The following is a 19,049-nucleotide window of genomic DNA, read 5'->3' as shown; positions in this document are numbered from 1 at the left end:
GGGGCTTAGATGTCAAGACTGAGGGTGAGCGGCGCTAATCAAGGAGAATAGAGCCGCTTAGAGGGAAAGCCCGGCGGTGAGCGGCCCTAATCAGGTCGAATAGAGACCTGATTAGGGACAGGTGATCTGCCCCATCAGATGGTTTTCAAATACCCCTCATTTTGGATATCAATGTCAAATTGGATATCAGACTTTAAAGTTGGATAATAAACCGACCGCCAGTTTTTCAAATCTTTTCGGCTGATTTTCGTGCGGTACAATTGCCCCAAGCCGAGTATATCTGCTTCGCTCTTCTGGAGTTTGGCCAGCATGTCATTAAACCGGCTTGTCAGCATGCGCCTTAATTCTTTTTTAATCATGGCATCGGTGGTTTTGCCCCTGGTTTCCAGGAGGACCACCTTTAGTTTGACACGGCTTTTGAGATAAGGCTGGTTATTCTTAAATTCAATATAATGGTCCATCGAGTTTGCGGTGATCATGACACTTGCATGATTCAGAACTTCAATTTGTCCATGGGTGCTTTCATTGTTGAAAGCGTTGAATAGCAGGGTTTCGTCATTACTGATCTGCTCAACCATCTTTCCGTTTTTGATAACGGCCGATCCGGTTTGCCGGTAAGATGTCGTTTCTCCCGTAGCAATCATGGGGATCGCTACATCACGTGTATACGAATGGATGCTGCGGTACACTTCCCATATTCGTGTAAGAGCAATTTCCGGGTTCCAGCCTGCATTTTTTTCAAAGAATTCGAACATGTTGGTTCCCTGTAGGTTCTTTGAAGTGGAAAGAATCGAAAAAAACTCATCCAGGTTCTGGTCACAAATTGTAATGAGTGCTTTGGGTGATACTTCCCGAGATCTGATGAAACCGGCAATAATATCTTTCATGCCTTCCTCAGCCGTTTTCCTCTCAATCATAATGACCTTGACGTGAAGGAGGTCAATCGTGCTCTCCATGTTCCGGCTGATTGCATCGATTGCATGGGAAATGGTCTCACCGGTTCCGCTGACGATTTTCACTTCAACCTTATCTTCCACAGGTTCAGGGATCTTTAGAAATACTTTGTATTTACCCTCCTCATCTGTAGAAATGCCAAGAACGATGGGGAGTGTCCGATGGTTGATATCCCTGATGTCCCAGCAGCCGGTCAATATTATGACTGTCAGAAGCAGACAGAGTGCAATAGAGATGTTGGATTTCCATTTACATGTTTTCATGATTACTCTTCCTCTTCATGCGATATCCAAAGAATAATAGTGAAAAAGGAACGGCCATCAGGATGTAAAACCGTAAAAATGTATTCCACCAAAATAATTGCTCAACCGCCCTCCAGTCTGGAATGAAAAAACAGGAAATGTACACTAAAGCCGACAGGGCAAGCAGTAACTTTACCGGTTTAATCGCAGGCAGATAATGATTTGCAATCCGGACTGCTTTCCATGACACAAGTGCAATATAAAGCATGACAAAGCAGATCAGGCTTAACAGGAAAAACATGGTGACCCTGTCGAACATCAGCCAATTAATATTGATGGCATCCACGGCTATTACATAGGGGAGGAAGGTTGTAGCCGAGGTTGCCTGCCCAAAGGTCAGGACTGGAATATAGACTGAAAAAAGGAAAAAGGGAATAAGAAATGCAGCGGCCCATAATACATATTTTCTGTCATAAGAGAAATAAGGCTGGACAAAGCCGAGAAAGAGAAAGCCTCCAGAGAAAGCGAAAAAGCTTTCAAAGTATGTTCTCTTCATAAGGAATCCGAGATCTGCATCTAAAGGAACGATGTACCTCCAGTCTGCGTTTTGGAAAGAAGTAAAGAAGATAAAGATGATTACGGGAAGAAATAAAAGGGACAGGAGAAGTCCTGTGCGAAAAATCGTTTCAACTCCTTTGACCGCTATATAGGTCGAGATGGAAATCAGTAAAAGCATGATTGCCCATAAAGGAGTATTTGATAAAAAGACGATGGTAATGATTTCGGCATAAGCCCGGACCGTAATCAATAAGATCATGCTGAAATAGAAGAAAACCGGAATAATAAAAAAGATAGCTGTCCCTTTTCCGATCCCTGCATAGATTTGAATGATGTCTTTTTTCGGAAAATAGCTAAGTCCCTTCATATATACAGTGATAAAAAAGAAATGAATGGCCACGCCGATCAGAACAGGAAGCCAGTGGCCCTGTTCTGTACTCGAAATCACATTGCCTGGATACATAAAGAAAATAAGGCCTAAATGACTAATGACATACATCAGCATGACATGCAAACTTTTATCCGCCATTGCTTTCATTCCCTTTTACATTTAAGTAGAGATAGGACTTGCCATAGGTATTGAGGCTTGCCAGATAAGCGCAAATGAAAACCAAACCGGCAACCAGTCCCAGGATGCCAAATATCGCTGCCAGAAGCACAATGGCATACTTGAAAAGCCGGATGGCAACAGTATTCTGAAATCCTACGATAGTTGAGTTGGCGATGGTAGTAGCGGCAAGAATGATGATTAGGAGATTGCTGACTAATTTCGCTTCCACGGCAGCCTGCCCCAGAATAATTCCTCCAACCATTGTAATGGTGGGGCCTATGGATTTTGGCAGTCTTACACTGGCTTCCAGGATTAATTCCAGAATAAGCAGCATAAAAATAATTTCCACCAAGGCTGGATAAGGTACGCCTTCACGGCTTTGGGCAACTGATAAAGCCAGCTGGATCTGAAGGACTTCAGGGTTTACGGAAACCAGTGCCACATAAAGCCCGGGTGTGATCAGTGTGATTAAAATGCCGATGATTCTGATTAGCCTGATTGCCAGCATGATAGGCAGGGGGAAATTTCGGTCATTTTCAGCAGCGAACATATCCCAGAACAGATTTGGAAGAATAAGCGCAAAAGGCAAGCGATCCACGAACAGAATTACTTTTCCTTTTCTCAGATTCTGGACCGCATGATGGGGAAGCTCGGTTGTATTAAATTTAGAGATAGCGTTCCAAGATGGAAAACCAAGCATTTTGGCAAGCCCCTGCAGATCACCTGCTTCCATTTGGATGTTCTTTTCAATATGATCACGGATGCTGTTAACCAGCTCTATATCTGCTTCACCCTCTATATACAGCATGGAAAGTTTGTTATTGCGGCTGCGGCCGGCTGAGAATGAGTCGATTCTGATTTTGTCCGAGTTCACCAGTTTTCGGACGATGCCGATATTCGTATCAATTCCTTCTGTAAAAGCATCCAATGCTCCTTGAATCACATTTTCGTTTGTGGGTGAATCAACCGAGCGATCAAGCATAGGCGGAACAGGCTCCATAATGATAAAACGGTCGGTGTTTTCAAAATGTATGATCAGTTTGCCTTCAAATATGGATGAAATGGCCTTTCGGACATCCCCCTCCATCACTTCTCCTATTGCCTCCCATAAATCCTGAGGGTGCTGATTCAGGGAAAGGAGGCTCTCTGCAAGCTTGTGCAGCACTGTTCTCGTTTTGATAAAATCAATGAGTGTATTAAATCCCATCAGCATCACGGCAGCATCCGCAAGATAGTCCCTTTGAAGATGAAAATCGCTATTGTTGCCAAGCTCTGCTTTTATTTCATTAATAAAACGGTCCATGGCGGGTTACCCCTTTATAAAGACATAAATATTATTATTCTTCGCTTGCTGGAAAATTTTATTCCTATCAACTTTATTTGGCGGTTAACCTCGGCTAAGAGTTCATCCAGGACCAAGATTAAAGGGGCATAATTTATGCGGGAGGAAAGAAGAATGAAAATTATCGCAGTTCACGAACATCCTTATTTATTGGATAGTGCAGTTCAATATTTCTGGGAGAAGTGGGGATCAGGTGAAAACTTCACTTTTTACCAGGATTGCATGATTCACTCCGGGAATACAGATGACGGAATCCCAAGGTTTTATGCAGCTATCCAGGATGAGGAAATCATTGGCATATATGCCTTAATCCGCAATGATCTCAATAGCCGGCAGGATCTGCAGCCGTGGCTTGCCTGTCTGTACATTGATCCCGGCAGCCGAGGACAGAAGCTTGGATCCAGCCTGCTTGATCATGCTATTGAAGAAGCGGCAAAGCTTGGTTTTAAAAAACTCTATCTCCAGACAGATTTAAAAGGGTATTATGAAAAATATGGCTGGTTGCATAGAGGAGAGGTTTTCGGGGCGGGCGGCGGTTCCATTCAGTTTTATGAAAAGGGGACAGGCGCATAAAACAAAACGCTCAGGAAAAAACCTGAGCGTTTAGCTGTATGCTTATGATCTTTTTCCAAAAAACGTGCCGGTTACTTCCTGCTCCTGCAGGGACAGAAGCTGAGAGACGGTAATGAATTCGTAGCCCTCTTTTTCCAGATAAGTCAGGAGTTCCGGCAGTGCTTGAGCAGTTGGCATATGGATGTCGTGCATTAAGACGATCGAGCCTGGCACGGCATTAGCCTTCACTATTTTTTTGATTGAATGGGCATTGAGTGTTTTCCAATCGAGTGAATCAACAGACCACAGAATAAGCGGTGTTTGGGCCATTCCGGCAATCTTCTTCACATCCTCATTCATGGCGCCATAAGGCGGGCGGACGGTTGCGGGAAGCTGGCCGCTGGCTTCTTTGATTTTGGCGCTGGCTTCTTCCATTTCTTTGCGGATTTCTTTTGCGCCGAGGGAGGAAAGATCCGCATGACTGTTACTGTGGTTGCCGATTTCATGACCTTCTTCTGCCACCTGGCTTGCAAGGGCAGGATAAAATTGCGCCTGGCTGCCAAGCATATAAAAGGTAGCCTTTGCATTATGCCTTTTTAAGATATCCAGGATTAGCGGTGTTACTTTTGGGTGTGGCCCATCGTCAAAAGTAAGGGCAATGTACTTGCCGGCCGGATCCAGCGGAGCTGTTTCTGGTTCGCTCACTTCCGGTTCAGGAGCCTGAATGTCAGGAAGCTCCAAATGCCGGATGATTTCATCCTTTAAGAGGGGACGAATCTGTTCGATGGGAACTTTCACTTTTACTGCACCGGCTGCACCGGCCGCGATTTCATATTCGTTAAAATAAAGCGTGAAATGCTTGCCGCTTAGTGCCCATTTCCAGTTCAGCGGATTTTCAAGCGCCTCGTCAAGGAAGTCCTCAAACAGATAGTCCTGGAGTTCTTCCTTCTCGCCCATTTGATTTTTTATCAGCGTCCTGAGTGTCGCCAGGGATTCCTCATCCATATGGATAACATCCTCAAGCTGAACCATTTTCTGCTTGCCGATATCGACGGTGAACGTTTTAACCTCAGCCTGGCCGTTTGCGCCGCCGGAATATCGGTAGGCCTCAAAAACTAGGGTGTACATGGTATCGGAGATTTTTTTAGGCTCTGCCTTAATATTAAGATGGGCACGGAATTCCTTACTGTCCATCAGCTGCCGGTTTGCTTTGACCGTCTTCAGAAATTCTGATTCCTGAGCCTGAATCCAATCTTTCATCGGTTTGTTCAAATTCTCGAATTTCGTTATCGGAGTACTAATCGCAAGGGTATAAGATTTCGTTTCCTTTGTCCGGGTTTCAAGATTTAATCCGGGGAAAGCTGCCGGGGAAGTGGTTTCTGTTCTCGAAAAAGCCTGGAGACTGCTGTCTGCTCCAGAGCTGATGAAGTAATAAATGCCTGCAATGAAGACGAAGATGACGGCCCATGAAGGCCCTTTTAGCCGCTTAAGCAATGATATCCTTTCCTTTCCTGCCTTATGAAATTATGACTCTCCAAATATATAATTATATCAGGTGTCCCACCGGAAATCATTGGTGGAATGAAAAATTCACCATTTACTTTTAAAATAATTTAGTATAAAATAGCACTTTAATCCGACTAAAAAGATAAGAAAAGGAGTGAATGAAGTTGGCTCAAGTTGAAATGAAAAATAAATCATGGATTTCAGCACCTACAACAGTTGTTTCAAACTTAAATCCGATTCAAAAGCCATTTGTTGCAGCTGGTGTTCTTGCGGCTATCATTTTGTTCATTTCTATCATAAATGCAGCAGACATGACGCAGGGAGTATTATTCATTATTGGAATTGCAATCGGCATGACCCTGCTGCACGCACGGTTCGGCTTTACGTCTGCCTTCAGGCGATTTGCCAGCGTGGGAAACGGGCAGGGGCTGCAGGCGCATATGCTGATGCTGGCCGTTGCTTCAGCATTGTTTGCGGTTATTTTAAGCACTGGCTTCAGTTTTACAGGAATTGAGCCTAAAGGATATGTGTCTCCTGTAGGAGTCAGTGTCCTATTTGGTTCCTTTATTTTTGGAATTGGGATGCAGCTTGGGAATGGCTGTGCATCCGGTACATTGTACTCTGTAGGGGGAGGGCAATCCTCCATGATCCTTACGCTTATTTCTTTCATCGCTGGTTCCACGATCGGAGCGTATCACTTCTCATTCTGGATGGAAGAAACACCAGCATTGCCGCCGATTTCTTTGGCTACCTCTACGGGTCTTGGATATGGCGGGGCATTGGTTGTTCAGCTTGCTGTATTTGGCCTGATCTATTGGGTAACCCTTCAAATCGCGAAAAAGCGCAAAGCGCCAATGATGAAAGCATTGCCTACAACGGCTGGATGGAAAAAAGTGCTGAGAGGTTCATGGCCTTTGTTCGCAGCAGCAATCGTTCTGGCTGTGCTGAATGCACTGACTCTTACTGTCCGCGGAACGCCTTGGGGCATCACATCCGCATTCGCATTATGGGGCGGAAAAGCACTGATGGCAATGGGCATCGACGTAACATCATGGGGTTATTTTGCGACTGAACCGAACCTGGCAGCATTGAAAAACACAGTGCTGGCTGATTCTACTAGCGTCATGAACTTCGGCATCATCCTGGGTGCCTTCATTTCAGCGGCATCACAGGGAACGTTCAAGCCTGGCAAAATCAAGCCGGGTGTTGCAGGTGCTGCGGTTGTCGGCGGACTGCTGATGGGATATGGTTCCCGCCTTGCATTCGGCTGCAACATCGGTGCCTACTTCGGAGGAATCGCATCTTTCAGCCTGCACGGCTGGGTATGGGCGATCATGGCTATGCTCGGAACAGGTGTAGCGCTGTTCATCCGTCCGCTGTTTGGATTGAAGAACCCGAAATCTACTGATTCGGTTTGTTAATAGGTACCTGGCACTCTTGGTGAGTGCCAGGTTTTTTTTGTCAAAAAATCAGTTCCTGCTGTCAAATTGATGACTCTCCAGCAGCTGCATCTGTATATCCTCGACTAGTGTTGTAACGTTCTGTTAAAAGGAAGACTGCCACTTCCGAGACTTTCCTACTATTAGTAACTAAGTAACATTTTTTCAAAAATATTGAATTTTAGGAAAAAGTAATCTATTAATATTTCCATACTCGAAATATAATGAGTTGCAAATAATAGAGGAGGGATTCTATGAGAAAGAAAAAGCTTCTCAGATCTGCAGCTTTGTTAGCGGTCATTTCTATGACTCTATCATCATTTGCTTACACGCCTGCCAATGCAGCTGTGAAAGAGAAACCGGCACAGGCAGCACCAATCGAGGAGGCAAAGTCTCAGCCGATTTATTCATATGAAGAGGCGATTCGTGAGACGGTCTATGTCGAATCCACACTGGATTCGGATGAAAACGGAAAACAAGACAGAATTGCCGTGGATATCATTCGTCCGAAAGAAACAGAAGAGGGACTCAAGGTTCCCGTGATCATGGATGCGAGTCCGTATTATGAGAGTATGGGGCGGGGAAATGAAAGTGAAGTGAAAGACGGGGATAAGGATGGCATTAATGAGAAGTTTCCTCTATTTTATGATAATTATTTTGTTCCAAGAGGTTATGCAGTCGCTTTGCCCGAGATGGTTGGGACGAACAATTCTGATGGCTGTCCGACAACAGGCGGATATGAGGAAATTGAAAGCATCCGGGTTGTAATTGACTGGATGAATGGCAGAGCAAAAGCATGGGATCATGATAATAATGAAGTGAAAGCAGATTGGACAACCGGGAATGTCGGAATGATTGGAAAGTCCTATGACGGCACGCTGGCCAATGGGGTTGCCGCTACAGGAGTGGAAGGCTTAAAGACAATTGTTCCAATTGGTGCCATTAGCAGCTGGTACAATTATTATCGCCATGAGGGGCTTACATATTACAACAACGGGCCAGGAGGCCTGGCAAGCAGAGTGGCCAGCAGCTCCCGCAAAGAGGCCTGTAAGCCGGTGTTTGATCGCTTGAATGCGGAAGCGGATGACCCATCGGGAGATTATAATGAGTTTTGGGATGAAAGAAATTACGTTAAGGACGTAAAAAATGTAAAAGCAAGTGTGTTTGCAGTTCATGGATTAAATGATTTCAATGTAAAAATGAATCACCTCGCGGATTGGTGGATAGCTCTATCCAAAGAAGATGTTCCGAGAAAACTATGGCTCACGCAAACGGGCCATGTCGATCCATTTGACTTCCGAAGAGCAGAGTGGGTTGATACACTGCAGCGCTGGTTTGACTACTGGCTGATGGATATTGAGAACGGCATTATGGACGAGCCTGCCGTTGATATTGAAAGAGGTGCGGATAATTGGGAAACCCAAACCTCATGGCCCGATCAAAATGCAGCAAATGTAAAAATACGATTAGCGCCAGGTGAGAATGAAGAGACAAATGGCATGCTGACAACTGGACCTGTGAAGGGCAATTTTCAGCAATCCTTTACAGATAACCCGACACAAACTGAGCAGCAGATGGTCACCAATGAAACGGCTGTCAAAAGCGACCGCCTGGCATTTTTATCTCCACAGCTTGCAGAAGATGTCCGTTTGAGTGGCATTCCTGAAATTTCACTTCGGGCAAAGGTCAATAAGGAAGACTCTAATTTGACAGTTCTCATTGTAGATTATGGAACGGATACCCGCATTCATCATGAAGGCCCGGGAGAGGGAGTGCGAACTCTCAATACAGAAAGCTGTTGGGGAGAAAGTATCTCAACTGATGATGCATGCTACAAAGAAACAGAAAAAACTACTCACACAGCACCATATGAAGTCGTGACAAGAGGATGGTTTGATCCGAAAAACTGGAAAACGATTGAGAAGGAGGAACCTTTAAAAGGAGGCAAGAATTATAAGTTTGAGTGGAGTGTTTTGCCTGAAGACTATGTATTTAAGAAAGGTCACCGAATCGGCATTATCATCGCCGGAAGCGACCGAAGACGTACCATTCCATCCACAACAGAGGCCACGTTTGAAGTAAAGCTCGGGCAAAGTTACATCAGCCTGCCTGTTGTGGGCGGAAAAAAGGCAGTTGGATTTTAATAGAATAAAAGAGCCGGGTCTGCAGCAAGTGCAGACTCGTTTTTTATTTCTCAGCAAAATAAGAAGGTGAATTGTTTACGCAAGCTCCAGTTCAAAACACAGTTCTTCCTGCTGTGTATCTTCAAACCACTTCATCCCAGCCGGGGTCATGCCGATTTTCCGGAGCACCTTCCCGGAAGCAGGGTTGGCCGGATCCACAGCCGCAATCACTTTCCGGATACGCGGGCAATTTTTCCTTATAACAGCCAAGCATGCAGCGGATGCTTCTGCAGCATATCCTTTTCCCCAGTAATGCTGATTAAAATGATAAATAAGCTCGGCTTCATGTTCATCTTCTGCCGGGTTAAACCCGCAAACCCCAATGATGGCAGAGGTTTCTTTTTGCAGAACAGTGTAAACCGAGTAGCCCTTTTCATTTTGCAGCTCCCTATAAAAATCGATAGAGCGCTCGATACGGCTTTTAGTACTGGCGCCGCCGCAGTATTTCATTACCTCGGGGCTGCCCCAAATCTCATAAACGGCTTCCAGGTCATCTCCCTGCATGGTCCGGAGCAGGAGCCGTTCTGTTTCAAAAGGAATGGACATTCTATCACCTCGCATGGTTTCTTATTCTATGGAATTATTATAAGATAGAGTAAGGAAAAACGTTAGGAGTTTTTGTCATGCACGTACTCTATAAATCTTTGATTTTGGGAATGGCCGCCGTCATCCAGGGAATCGCGATGACTTTTTTCTTGTTTCCGCATTTTATCCCGTCGGGTGGCGCTGCAAGTCTGGCAGTACTATTAAATTATCTGATGAATACACCTTATTCGGTCACATTGTGGGTGCTGAACGCAGGCCTTCTCCTCGCAGCAGCAAAGTGGCTGGGGAAAAGCAGTGTAATCTGGACGCTCTATTGTGTATCAGTCACTTCCGTAACAATCGATCTTCTGACTCCCTTAGCATCAGAGCCACTTAATCCGGTCCTGTTGGATTTACTGCTGGGTGCTGTTATTTTCGGAATAGGAGTCGGCATTTTATTCCGGATGGGGGCTTCCTCCGGTGGCATGGATATCCTAGCGCTAATCATCTCTAAAGCAAGGGGAAGTGCGCCGGGACGGACATTATTTTACATAAATGGCTGTCTGCTGCTTCTTACGGGGGTTGTCGTGGACTGGAAGGTCATTGTGTATGCCGTGATCTGCCAGATGATCGGAACTCGGATGATTGATCTTCTCTACAGGCTGGATATAAAAATACTGGCGGAGAAATATAAGATTCATTATTAAAGGGAGGGCCACATGGGTCTTTTCTTTTTTTCTGAAAAATTATTATCTATCAGAAAAAAGGAGTATCTATGATTCAAGACAAAGAGAATAGCCAAAAGTACAAGGGTGAAGAAGAGGACAATGGCTGGGATGTAGGGGAGAATATATATGAAGCGGGTGAACAGCTGGCGGATGAAGGCTGTCTTGGCTGTGCTGGCGGGTGTTTTTTTCAAGCCTTATTTCTTGTGATGACCCCGCTGTACTTTTTTCTGACATAGAAAGGACAGGGGGGAACCCTGTCCCCTAATTTACTCTGAGTTATGGCATTACTTCAGGGAGTAAACCCTCATCAGCGGATGCTCGCCCGATTGATCCGGTGTTCCTTCCTTGCAGCTGCCGTTGCATGCAGCCGGATTTCTTCATCTGTTAATGGGATGACTTTCGGAACCGGAACCGGCTTCCCGCTTTCATCTACGGCAACCATGGTCAGGAAGGACTCGGTCGTCAGTGTGCTTTCGCCTGTCAGGAGGTTCGTAGACGTGACTTTCACGTAAATCTCCATTGATGTCCGGCCAGTGGAAGTGACATAGGCTTCCAGGCTTAACGCATCCCCGACTTTAGCAGACGAGAGGAAATCGACCGAGTCAATGGAGGCAGTCACGACCGCGCTGTTGGCATGCTTCATAGCCGCCAGTGCCGCAATTTCGTCAATATAGGCCAGCACTTTTCCGCCAAAGATCGTCTGCAGATGGTTCGTGTCAGGCGGGAGGACCAATCGGGTCTGGACGGTTTTCGACACTTCTGTTGAATGGGTATTCTCTGCAGTTTCCGCTTCAAGCCATTGGGCCAGCAGTTTTTCCCTGGCCTGGCGCGCGGCATCCACCATCACGGCCAATGCCCCGGTGGCTTCTGCTATGCCGCGTGTTTTCAGGCCGCAGTCCGGGTTAATCCAGAACAGCCTTGGATCCAGGACCTTCAGTGCCCGGTCAATATTACGGGTCATTTCCTCCACACTTGGTACCCGTGGACTGTGAATATCATAAATGCCAAGTCCAATGCCCTTCGAATAGATGCTTTCCTCAAAGGCCCCAATCAGCTCGCCATGGCTTCTGGAGGTTTCGATGGAAATGACATCTGCATCCAGTGCATCAATGGCTTCGATAATATCTTTGAAATTGGAGTAGCACATATGGGTATGGATTTGGGTATCATTTTTCACAGATGCCGTAGCCAGTTTAAAGGCATCCACAGCTGCATGCAGGTAGCTGTCCCAATTCTCCCTTTTTAAAGGAAGCCCTTCCCTTAGTGCGGGCTCATCCACCTGGATCATCCGGATACCGTGCTCCTCAAGGGTTTCGATCTCTTTTCTTAATGCCAGAGCAATCTGGTTTGCTACTGCATAGCGGGGCAGATCATTCCGGACAAATGACCAGTTCAGAATGGTGATAGGTCCTGTCAGCATCCCTTTTACCGGCTTGGATGTCAGAGACTGCGCATAGACGGATTCCTTCAGTGTCATCGGTGCCTTGAAAAACACATCCCCATAAATGATCGGCGGTTTGACACACCGTGACCCATAGGATTGCACCCAGCCCCATTTCGTGAATTGAAAGCCACCCAGCTTTTCGCCGAAATATTCAACCATGTCGGTCCGCTCGAATTCCCCGTGGACCAGCACATCCAATCCCAGATCTTCCTGAATGCTGATCCATTTTTTGATCTCAGCCTGTATAAATTGTTCATAGGCCTCATGTGTGATCTCGTCTTTACGCCATTTAAGGCGCTCTTTCCGGACCTCAGCTGTCTGTGGAAGGCTGCCGATGGTGGTTGTTGGAAGAATCGGCAGCTTAAAGGCAGCTTCCTGCGCCTGATGCCGGACTTCAAACGGAGCGGACCGTTCCCTGTTCAATGCCTGAAGGTTCGCCATTTTTTCTCTTACCTCCTGATGCTTTCGTTCGGGCAGGTCCGCGAATGTTCGGTTGGCAGCTGAGCTTGCGGCTATTTCATCGGCCGCTTTCTCTCTGCTGTTTTGAAGTCCATCTGAAAGAATGGCGATTTCCCGCAGCTTTTCATTCGCAAAAGAGAGGCTGTTTTTTAATACAGGATGCAATTCTTCTTCATTTTTAACAGTAACCGGAACATGCAGGAGAGAAGAAGCCGGCTGGACAATCAGGTTCTCAGTGTATTCGGAAACTTCCTCCAGCAGCCTGAAGCATTTCTCCAAATCAGCTCTCCAAATATTGCGGCCATCAATCACACCGACGGCCAGCGTTTTATCCTTTGGAAATCCAAATTTCTTCAAGGCTTCCAGGTTCCGTCCATCATCATGGACAAAATCAAGGCCTATTCCGTGAACAGGGAGGGAGACTAATTCTCTAAAAAATTCCACTGAATCAAAATAAGTCTGAAGAATCAGCTTGATGCCCGGGACTGCTTCGCTTAATAGCCCGTACACATCTTTAAAAAGCTGGTTGTCTTCATGGGTGAGCGTGCTGCATAGAATCGGCTCATCCATCTGCACCCATTCAGCACCGGCTTCCTCAAGCTCTTTGAGTATCTGGGCATACAAAGGCACAAACAGGTGCACCATTTGCGCGAGTTCGGCCTTTTTATAGCCTTTCGCTAATTTGACAAAGGTGATGGGGCCGATGATGACCGGTTTGCCTGTGATGCCGAGCTTTTGCTTCGCTTCTTTAAAGAACTGAAGCGGCCGGTTTTCAGACAGGAAAGGAGTATGCTGGTCCAGCTCGGGAACGATATAATGGTAGTTGGTGTTAAACCATTTTGTCATTTCACACGCAACAGCAGAAGCGCTTCCCCGGGCCATATCAAAATAGGTCTCCAATGTGACCTTGCCGCCGGTATAGTCGAAACGTTTTGGCACCAGCCCAAACATAACAGCCGTATCCAGCATGTGATCGTACATGCTCCAATCGCCGACAGGAACCAGATCAATGCCCTGGTCCAGCTGTTTTTTCAGATGATTCAGGCGCAGCTCCTCCATGTGCTTTAAAAAATCTTCTTTTTCAGTAGCGCCCTTCCAAAACTGCTCCAGCGCCTTTTTCCATTCTCTCTGTTCTCCAATACGAGGATATCCTAAGCTCGAACTCTTCACTTTACTCAATCTGACAACACTCCCGTCCTTTTTCTCTGTAAAATAAAAAATCTCTCTTTTCATTGAAAAGAGAGATAGTTGTGCATAGTTAAATAGAGTCGGGGCTTCCCCAACTTGCTTATCTCACTCCTCTCTATATACCCGTAGAGTACAAGTGCATACAACAGGCAGGTCTCCTGGCTCTGGTTCACCGCAGCTTAACCCTTCCCATTTCAGATGAAACAGTGGTTTGATATAAGCCGCTCCCCAATACAGTGGCGGGACCGCGCCGGCTTTTAACCGGTCTTCCCTTTTAACTGAACAAGATCGTTCAGCACCTGAAGCATTCGTTATGAAATTGTCTGGTTGTGCGGGTTTCGGGAACCCTCGCGAAAATTTAAAAAATTTAAATTTAAAGAAAATACTAGCATGGGATACTGATGCTGTCAAAAGATTTTTAGTACAGAACTCTCCACAAATAAAAAGCAGCGTATGCTTCCCATTTCTCCCAGCGGGCTGAATATTTCAGAATTTCCTCTCTCGCAGGCTTCCTTTCAGAGCCTGAGATCACTTTAATCGCATTGTGCAGGCCGACATCATCGATAGGAAAAGCGTTCGGGAAGCGCAGGCACCGCATGAGGACATAATGGGCGGTCCAGGGTCCGATGCCGCGTATTTTCGTTAGCCTTCTTTCGGCAGCTTTTACATCTCCCTCCTTAAGCAGGTCCTCTTTCGATAGCTCGCCATTTACCATTAAGCGAGCCACATCAATGAGATATTCACACTTTTTCACGGTCATTTTTAAGTCGGCCAGATCCTCCATGGTTAACCCCGCTATTGTTTCAGCAGAAGGAAAAAGCCAGTATCTGCTCCCGTCGTAATTCAGGCACTCCCCAAATTTTTCAACGAGCCGCCGCTTTAGTGTATATGCATATGTAAGGTTAATCTGCTGGCCAAGGATTCCCCAGGCAAGAGCCTCGAATAAATCGGGAATGCCCATCACCCGCAGTCCGAAAAATTGCTCAGCAGGCATTTTCAGCAAGGGGTCTGTTTGTGCCATCTCATAAAATGGGGTCAGGCTGGTCCCCAGGTCGAACCAATCATGAATATATGCGGCAATTTCTCCTTTCATTTGATGAGGGACAGGCTTATGAATCCTGACAGATAGAAAATGGTCTGCAGCGCTGCTTATTTCAAGCAGCAGCTTTTCATTTCTGATGGAAAGGGCGTGTCTAATTGTCTCCCCAGAAATCTCATAAAGGCATTCATTTGCCGATCGTGACAAATATCGCAGGTTTTCGGAAAAGCTGAAGTCAGGCGGGGTGAAAAGGACCAGGCCATTTTCAGCCTCTTTCCAGTTAACAAAATGAGAGTTCATTTGCATTCCTCCTTTTCTTTATTGTAAGTTTTCAGGATTACGTTATCTTGCGTTTATATTAAGGATTTCGCTGTTTTGGCCTCTTTTTTGTGTATACTTTTTAGCAGAGGTGAGTGCATGTGGCTTATGAACAGATTCCGGAAGAATATTGGAACGCAATAAAGGATTGCGACAAATCCTATGATGAGCTCTTTCTTTATGGCGTTAAAACGACAGGAATTTTCTGCAGGCCGTCGTGCCGGTCGAGAGTTCCCAATATTGGAAATGTCACTATTTTTAAAAATGCCGCTCAAGCACTGGCGCAAAATTTCAGGCCATGCAAGCGCTGCAAACCGGATGGCCTCAGCCTGCCTGCAGAAGTATGGATTAAGCAAATAACCGGGTGGATCGATCAGCATTATAAGGATCCGATTACATTACAGCAACTGGGGGACCTCTTTCATGGAAGTCCCTATCATTTGCAGCGGGTGTTCAAACGTGTCACCGGGAAGTCGCCCGCAGAATATATTCAGGATCTCCGGCTCGAAAAAGCCATCCATCTGCTGGAGGCAGGGGAGCAGTCGATAGCCGATGTCGGTGCATCAGCAGGATTCCCCAGCACCCCTTATTTTATCTCTTTATTTAAAAAGAAGCTGGGTACAACACCTGCTGCATATAGAAACAAAACAAGGGAGGAGCGGAAGAATGAACATTGAATGGGCGAAGCTTGAGGAAGGAGAATGGAGCCTGTATCTGGCCAGAACAGAAAAGGGCCTCTGCTATATAGGATGTGACTCGGAGTTTAAGGATTTTGAAAGGTCGCTGGGAAAATATTTTCCAGCTGCAGTGCTGGTGGAAAATAATAAAGCATTGCAGCCATACATGACCGAAATACAGGAATTTCTTCTGGGAAAAAGACAAGCATTTTCAATGGACCTGGATGTGAAAGGCACTCCGTTTCAAGAGGAAGTCTGGGAGGCACTGGCACATATCCCTTATGGACAAACAGTCACTTATTCTGACATCGCAGAGAAAATAAACAGGCCGCAGGCAGTAAGGGCAGCAGGGAAAGCAATCGGTGCTAATCCACTGTTAATCGCGGTTCCATGCCATCGTGTCATCGGCAAAAATGGTGCGATCACCGGCTACCGCGGGGGCATAGAAATGAAGCAGACTCTGCTTAAATTGGAGAAACAAGGCTGAAGAGATGGTCCTCTTCAGCCTTGTTTTTTCTGCAGCTCATTAAGGGAACTTTTCCCACTCTCATGCGTAGATATAGATAAGAATAAGGAGAAAGGGGAGGATGGTATGTATGGAGCGGATCCGATGTTTGGGCCAAAGCTTATCCTTATTGTAACGATTGCAGGAGTATTGATGTATTCATTTGAGCTGGGTTTGAGAAAATGGCTCAAGGTTGAGAAGAGAAAGTTTTTTTCTTATAACCATGTTAATGCTAAACATAAAAAAATCGATTGGACCATTCGGATTTCCTTCATGGTGCTCCTCTTTATTGGATTTGGAATTAATATTGAAAGAGACATCCAGGAATCGCTCTGGTATTGGGAGCCTTGGTTTTTGCTAATGTTATTAATCGTTGTTACGGAGACGGTTCAAGCGATTATGGAGTGGAAATTTGCCGAAAACCGCAGGGCTTTTATTGTAACTCTAGGCTGTTTGTTTTTTTCCATCATTTTGTTCATTACTGCCATTAAGACTGATTTTTTCTGGATGCTATAGAATGTAGCAGCTTGGTTAAAAAAAGCGGATATGCATACTGATGGGCTTTTTACTGAGGCGGTTAGTCTCCTTTTCGAAAATCATTTGAAATCCGTAATTTTAATGCGAAAGCATAGTACATTATAAATAAGCCCATTGAGTTTATTATTTAATTTATAATGACCAATTTTTGAACCAGTGCACTCAAGGGAAAAGCAAATAATAGGTCCATGATGAGGTTGGTTAAGGCATAAATTGAGAATCTGCAATGTAAAATGAAAGATCCACAAGTTAAAAAATGGCTCGTATATGAAAGCAGGGGCATCAAATATAAGAAATTTAGTGCCGCCTTTAAGAAGAGAAAGTGTAAGTAATTACCTGCGAAGAACAGTGTGACCGGCAAATATCTTTTTAAAGATTCTTTGGAAGAAACTTAATGACGATGGCTCATAAGATAATCGCATTGACTATTCTAAAGAAATTTGCCATCCGGATGCCACCCCATTTTATCCCCATCATGTGACATTTGGCTTTTTATTAAGTATAGATTTCATTACCCAATCTTTCATCCCTCTTAGTTTCGGATTATAATAAATTAAAGACTAGGAGGGAGTTTAATGCAAAGCATCACCTGCGAAAAAAGATCCTATCCCAGTGAGTTTCATTCGCACCAGCATGAATTTGGCCAGTTTCTTTTCCCGTTACAGGGATCCTTGGATATCAAGACGAAATGGCAGGAAATCAAGCTTAGCCCGGACTATTGCTTTTTCCTTCCGCAAGGGGTTGATCATAACTATAGGTCGATGGACCGGAATGAGTTTTTGATCCTGGATATCCCGATAGCTTATTTGCCGGAAGATTCCAGCAGCATGTACATTCAGCTGGATCAGCAATGGGCTTCGATCCGTTATTTGCTGCTTGAAGAGGCGGGGAATCAGGGGAGTGCATCCTCCCTGGCAGATTTGACCAGATATGTGGCCAGCAAACTGCAAATCGCCAAGCCCCCGTCGGTTGACTATATTCATAGGCATTTTAAGGAGTCCATCCGGCTTGAGACTTTAGCGAAAATCGAACATTATCATCCGGCCTATTATTCCGCATGGTTTAAGAAGAAAACCGGGAGAAGTCCCAAAGCCTATATATCTGATCTCCGTTTGAAAGAGGCGAAGCATTTATTAATGTCAACCTCCTGGTCCATGTCGGTGATCAGCGGGGAATTAGGCTTCGAAAATTCTTCCTCCTTTACCCGGTGGTTCACCCGCTGTGAAGGAATAGCACCACAAAAATACAGGATCCTTAAGAATGGATAAAAGGGATATTAAACTTGGTAAAGAAAATTCTCAGGAATTTTTCTAAGATAAGTTTAATGATTCCTTTTATCTTTTTTTATTGAGGTGATAACATGAACGGGAAAGCAGCTCCATTTTTTATATTGCTTGCCGGAGTGCTCTGGGGGACTACGGGTGCCACACAGGCATTTGCTCCGGAAAGCGCACACCCGATTGCCATCGGGGCTGCCCGTCTGGCGGCAGGTGGTTTATTTTTATTATTCATGGTTCTGATGGCAGGGAAACTGGACCTGAAAAATTGGCCAATTAAGAATACCCTGATGGCATCACTTTGTATGGCCCTGTACCAGCCATTGTTCTTTTCAGCGGTCACCCTTACAGGAGTGGCCATTGGTACCGTAACAGCGATCGGGAGTGCGCCGGTCTTATCGGGATTTCTTGAATGGCTCTATTTAAAAAAACGCCCGTCTGCCATTTGGTGGTGTTCTACCTTCTTGTCCGTTTTGGGATGTGTTTTGCTTTTCGTGAACAAAAATTCCGTTCAAATGGACCCGGCGGGACTATTCATGGCATTGGGGGCTGGTTTAACATTTGCATGCTATACACTTGTCAGCAGGGATCTGGTTGAAAATTATTCATCACTATCAGTCGTTGCCGTTGTATTCACACTAAGTGCCATCTTTCTATCGCCATTCTTAATTATTTTTGACATGTCCTGGCTTGGGAGTGTTCGGGGGTTGACTGTTAGCCTGCACCTGGGGATTCTGGCTACGGGAATTGCCTATTTCCTTTTTTCAAAAGGGCTTGTCTATGTTTCCTCTTCAACGGCTGTTACACTTGCGCTGGCCGAGCCTTTAACTGCAGCATTATTAGGTGTTTTTCTATTAGAGGAATCTTTAAACATGACTTCCTGGTTAGGGATCCTTCTCTTACTGCTTGGAATTGGTGTATTGATTGTGTCTTCAAAAGGTTCAGAAAGAGATCTTGAGCCTGGGGTGGTTCAGAAACATTGATATTCATATGGAAAGCCAAACTTCTCCCGGAGAAATTTGGCTT

Annotated in this window: 17 protein-coding genes, 1 pseudogene and 1 riboswitch; of the genes and pseudogenes, 10 read left to right on the top strand and 8 right to left on the bottom strand. The window is 45.3% G+C overall.

Annotated elements, in window-relative coordinates; all coding sequences use genetic code 11:
* Nucleotides 1-134: 134 nt before the first annotated feature.
* From AC6CHU_RS15630 to AC6CHU_RS15620, 3 genes are read right to left on the bottom strand one after another with little or no spacing between them, the layout of a single operon-like run.
* Nucleotides 135-1,217: a Ger(x)C family spore germination protein gene (locus tag AC6CHU_RS15630; protein WP_159862216.1), complete on the bottom strand. Its 1,083-nt coding sequence runs from the start codon at nucleotides 1,215-1,217 to the stop codon at nucleotides 135-137.
* On the bottom strand, nucleotides 1,204-2,283 hold the full coding sequence (locus tag AC6CHU_RS15625) for a GerAB/ArcD/ProY family transporter (protein ID WP_159862215.1): 1,080 nt from the start codon (nucleotides 2,281-2,283) through the stop codon (nucleotides 1,204-1,206). Before AC6CHU_RS15625 ends, AC6CHU_RS15630 begins: the two co-directional genes overlap by 14 nt.
* The gene (locus tag AC6CHU_RS15620) at nucleotides 2,273-3,607 is read right to left on the bottom strand and encodes a spore germination protein (protein WP_498122248.1); all 1,335 of its coding nucleotides are present in this window, start codon (nucleotides 3,605-3,607) and stop codon (nucleotides 2,273-2,275) included. Before AC6CHU_RS15620 ends, AC6CHU_RS15625 begins: the two co-directional genes overlap by 11 nt.
* Nucleotides 3,608-3,760: 153 nt before the next feature.
* On the opposite strand from AC6CHU_RS15620, the gene AC6CHU_RS15615 reads away from it, so the two are divergent.
* Nucleotides 3,761-4,219, top strand: coding sequence for a GNAT family N-acetyltransferase (locus AC6CHU_RS15615; protein WP_159862213.1), 459 nt, complete (start codon nucleotides 3,761-3,763; stop codon nucleotides 4,217-4,219).
* A 42-nt stretch (nucleotides 4,220-4,261) separates the two neighbouring features.
* Here the strand turns inward: AC6CHU_RS15615 and AC6CHU_RS15610 are convergent, their stop codons facing one another.
* Nucleotides 4,262-5,692: a polysaccharide deacetylase family protein gene (locus AC6CHU_RS15610; RefSeq protein ID WP_159862212.1), complete on the bottom strand. Its 1,431-nt coding sequence runs from the start codon at nucleotides 5,690-5,692 to the stop codon at nucleotides 4,262-4,264.
* A gap of 191 nt (nucleotides 5,693-5,883) precedes the next feature.
* Between AC6CHU_RS15610 and AC6CHU_RS15605 the strand changes: the two genes are divergently transcribed.
* A complete protein-coding gene (locus tag AC6CHU_RS15605) occupies nucleotides 5,884-7,125 on the top strand; it encodes a YeeE/YedE family protein (protein WP_201306468.1) in 1,242 nt (413 codons plus the stop codon).
* 272 nt (nucleotides 7,126-7,397) lie between these two features.
* Entirely contained in the window at nucleotides 7,398-9,287 is a 1,890-nt protein-coding gene (locus tag AC6CHU_RS15600) for a Xaa-Pro dipeptidyl-peptidase (RefSeq protein WP_159862210.1), read from the top strand.
* Nucleotides 9,288-9,362: 75 nt separating this feature from the next.
* Here the strand turns inward: AC6CHU_RS15600 and AC6CHU_RS15595 are convergent, their stop codons facing one another.
* Nucleotides 9,363-9,872, bottom strand: coding sequence for a GNAT family N-acetyltransferase (locus tag AC6CHU_RS15595; protein WP_159862209.1), 510 nt, complete (start codon nucleotides 9,870-9,872; stop codon nucleotides 9,363-9,365).
* Between the two features lie 77 nt (nucleotides 9,873-9,949).
* Here AC6CHU_RS15595 and AC6CHU_RS15590 point away from each other — a divergent pair, with 77 nt between their 5' ends.
* Entirely contained in the window at nucleotides 9,950-10,558 is a 609-nt protein-coding gene (locus tag AC6CHU_RS15590) for a YitT family protein (protein WP_159862208.1), read from the top strand.
* A 68-nt stretch (nucleotides 10,559-10,626) separates the two neighbouring features.
* A complete protein-coding gene (locus AC6CHU_RS15585) occupies nucleotides 10,627-10,815 on the top strand; it encodes a hypothetical protein (RefSeq protein WP_159862207.1) in 189 nt (62 codons plus the stop codon).
* 71 nt (nucleotides 10,816-10,886) lie between these two features.
* Here the strand turns inward: AC6CHU_RS15585 and AC6CHU_RS15580 are convergent, their stop codons facing one another.
* The 3 genes and pseudogenes from AC6CHU_RS15580 to AC6CHU_RS15570 all read right to left on the bottom strand — a co-directional run bounded on the left by AC6CHU_RS15580 (nucleotide 10,887) and on the right by AC6CHU_RS15570 (nucleotide 15,009).
* Nucleotides 10,887-11,336 carry an acyl-CoA thioesterase gene (locus tag AC6CHU_RS15580; RefSeq protein WP_311315900.1) on the bottom strand — a complete coding sequence of 150 codons (450 nt, stop codon included), beginning with the start codon at nucleotides 11,334-11,336 and terminating at the stop codon, nucleotides 10,887-10,889.
* 48 nt (nucleotides 11,337-11,384) lie between these two features.
* Nucleotides 11,385-13,661 (bottom strand): annotated as a pseudogene (metE, locus tag AC6CHU_RS15575) (5-methyltetrahydropteroyltriglutamate--homocysteine S-methyltransferase); the annotation flags it as partial.
* Between the two features lie 140 nt (nucleotides 13,662-13,801).
* Nucleotides 13,802-13,988: riboswitch (cobalamin riboswitch) on the bottom strand.
* 100 nt (nucleotides 13,989-14,088) lie between these two features.
* A complete protein-coding gene (locus AC6CHU_RS15570) occupies nucleotides 14,089-15,009 on the bottom strand; it encodes a DNA-3-methyladenine glycosylase family protein (protein WP_498122245.1) in 921 nt (306 codons plus the stop codon).
* 119 nt (nucleotides 15,010-15,128) lie between these two features.
* Here AC6CHU_RS15570 and AC6CHU_RS15565 point away from each other — a divergent pair, with 119 nt between their 5' ends.
* From AC6CHU_RS15565 to AC6CHU_RS15545, 5 genes are all read left to right on the top strand, one after another.
* Nucleotides 15,129-15,704, top strand: coding sequence for a bifunctional transcriptional activator/DNA repair enzyme AdaA (locus AC6CHU_RS15565; protein WP_159862204.1), 576 nt, complete (start codon nucleotides 15,129-15,131; stop codon nucleotides 15,702-15,704).
* On the top strand, nucleotides 15,694-16,191 hold the full coding sequence (locus AC6CHU_RS15560) for a methylated-DNA--[protein]-cysteine S-methyltransferase (RefSeq protein WP_159862203.1): 498 nt from the start codon (nucleotides 15,694-15,696) through the stop codon (nucleotides 16,189-16,191). The genes AC6CHU_RS15565 and AC6CHU_RS15560 overlap by 11 nt, the downstream gene beginning before the upstream one ends.
* Nucleotides 16,192-16,296: 105 nt before the next feature.
* Entirely contained in the window at nucleotides 16,297-16,725 is a 429-nt protein-coding gene (locus AC6CHU_RS15555) for a DUF4181 domain-containing protein (RefSeq protein WP_159862202.1), read from the top strand.
* A 596-nt stretch (nucleotides 16,726-17,321) separates the two neighbouring features.
* Nucleotides 17,322-18,014 (top strand): helix-turn-helix transcriptional regulator, encoded by a 693-nt coding sequence (locus AC6CHU_RS15550; protein ID WP_159862201.1) that lies wholly within the window; start codon nucleotides 17,322-17,324, stop codon nucleotides 18,012-18,014.
* Nucleotides 18,015-18,106: 92 nt separating this feature from the next.
* Entirely contained in the window at nucleotides 18,107-19,006 is a 900-nt protein-coding gene (locus AC6CHU_RS15545) for an EamA family transporter (RefSeq protein ID WP_159862200.1), read from the top strand.
* The last annotated feature ends 43 nt before the right edge of the window (nucleotides 19,007-19,049 follow it).

The organism is Cytobacillus sp. GQ23, from assembly GCF_059758675.1.
The sequence above is the reverse complement of the archived record's forward strand: the minus strand, read 5'-3'. Positions and strand labels throughout refer to the sequence as shown.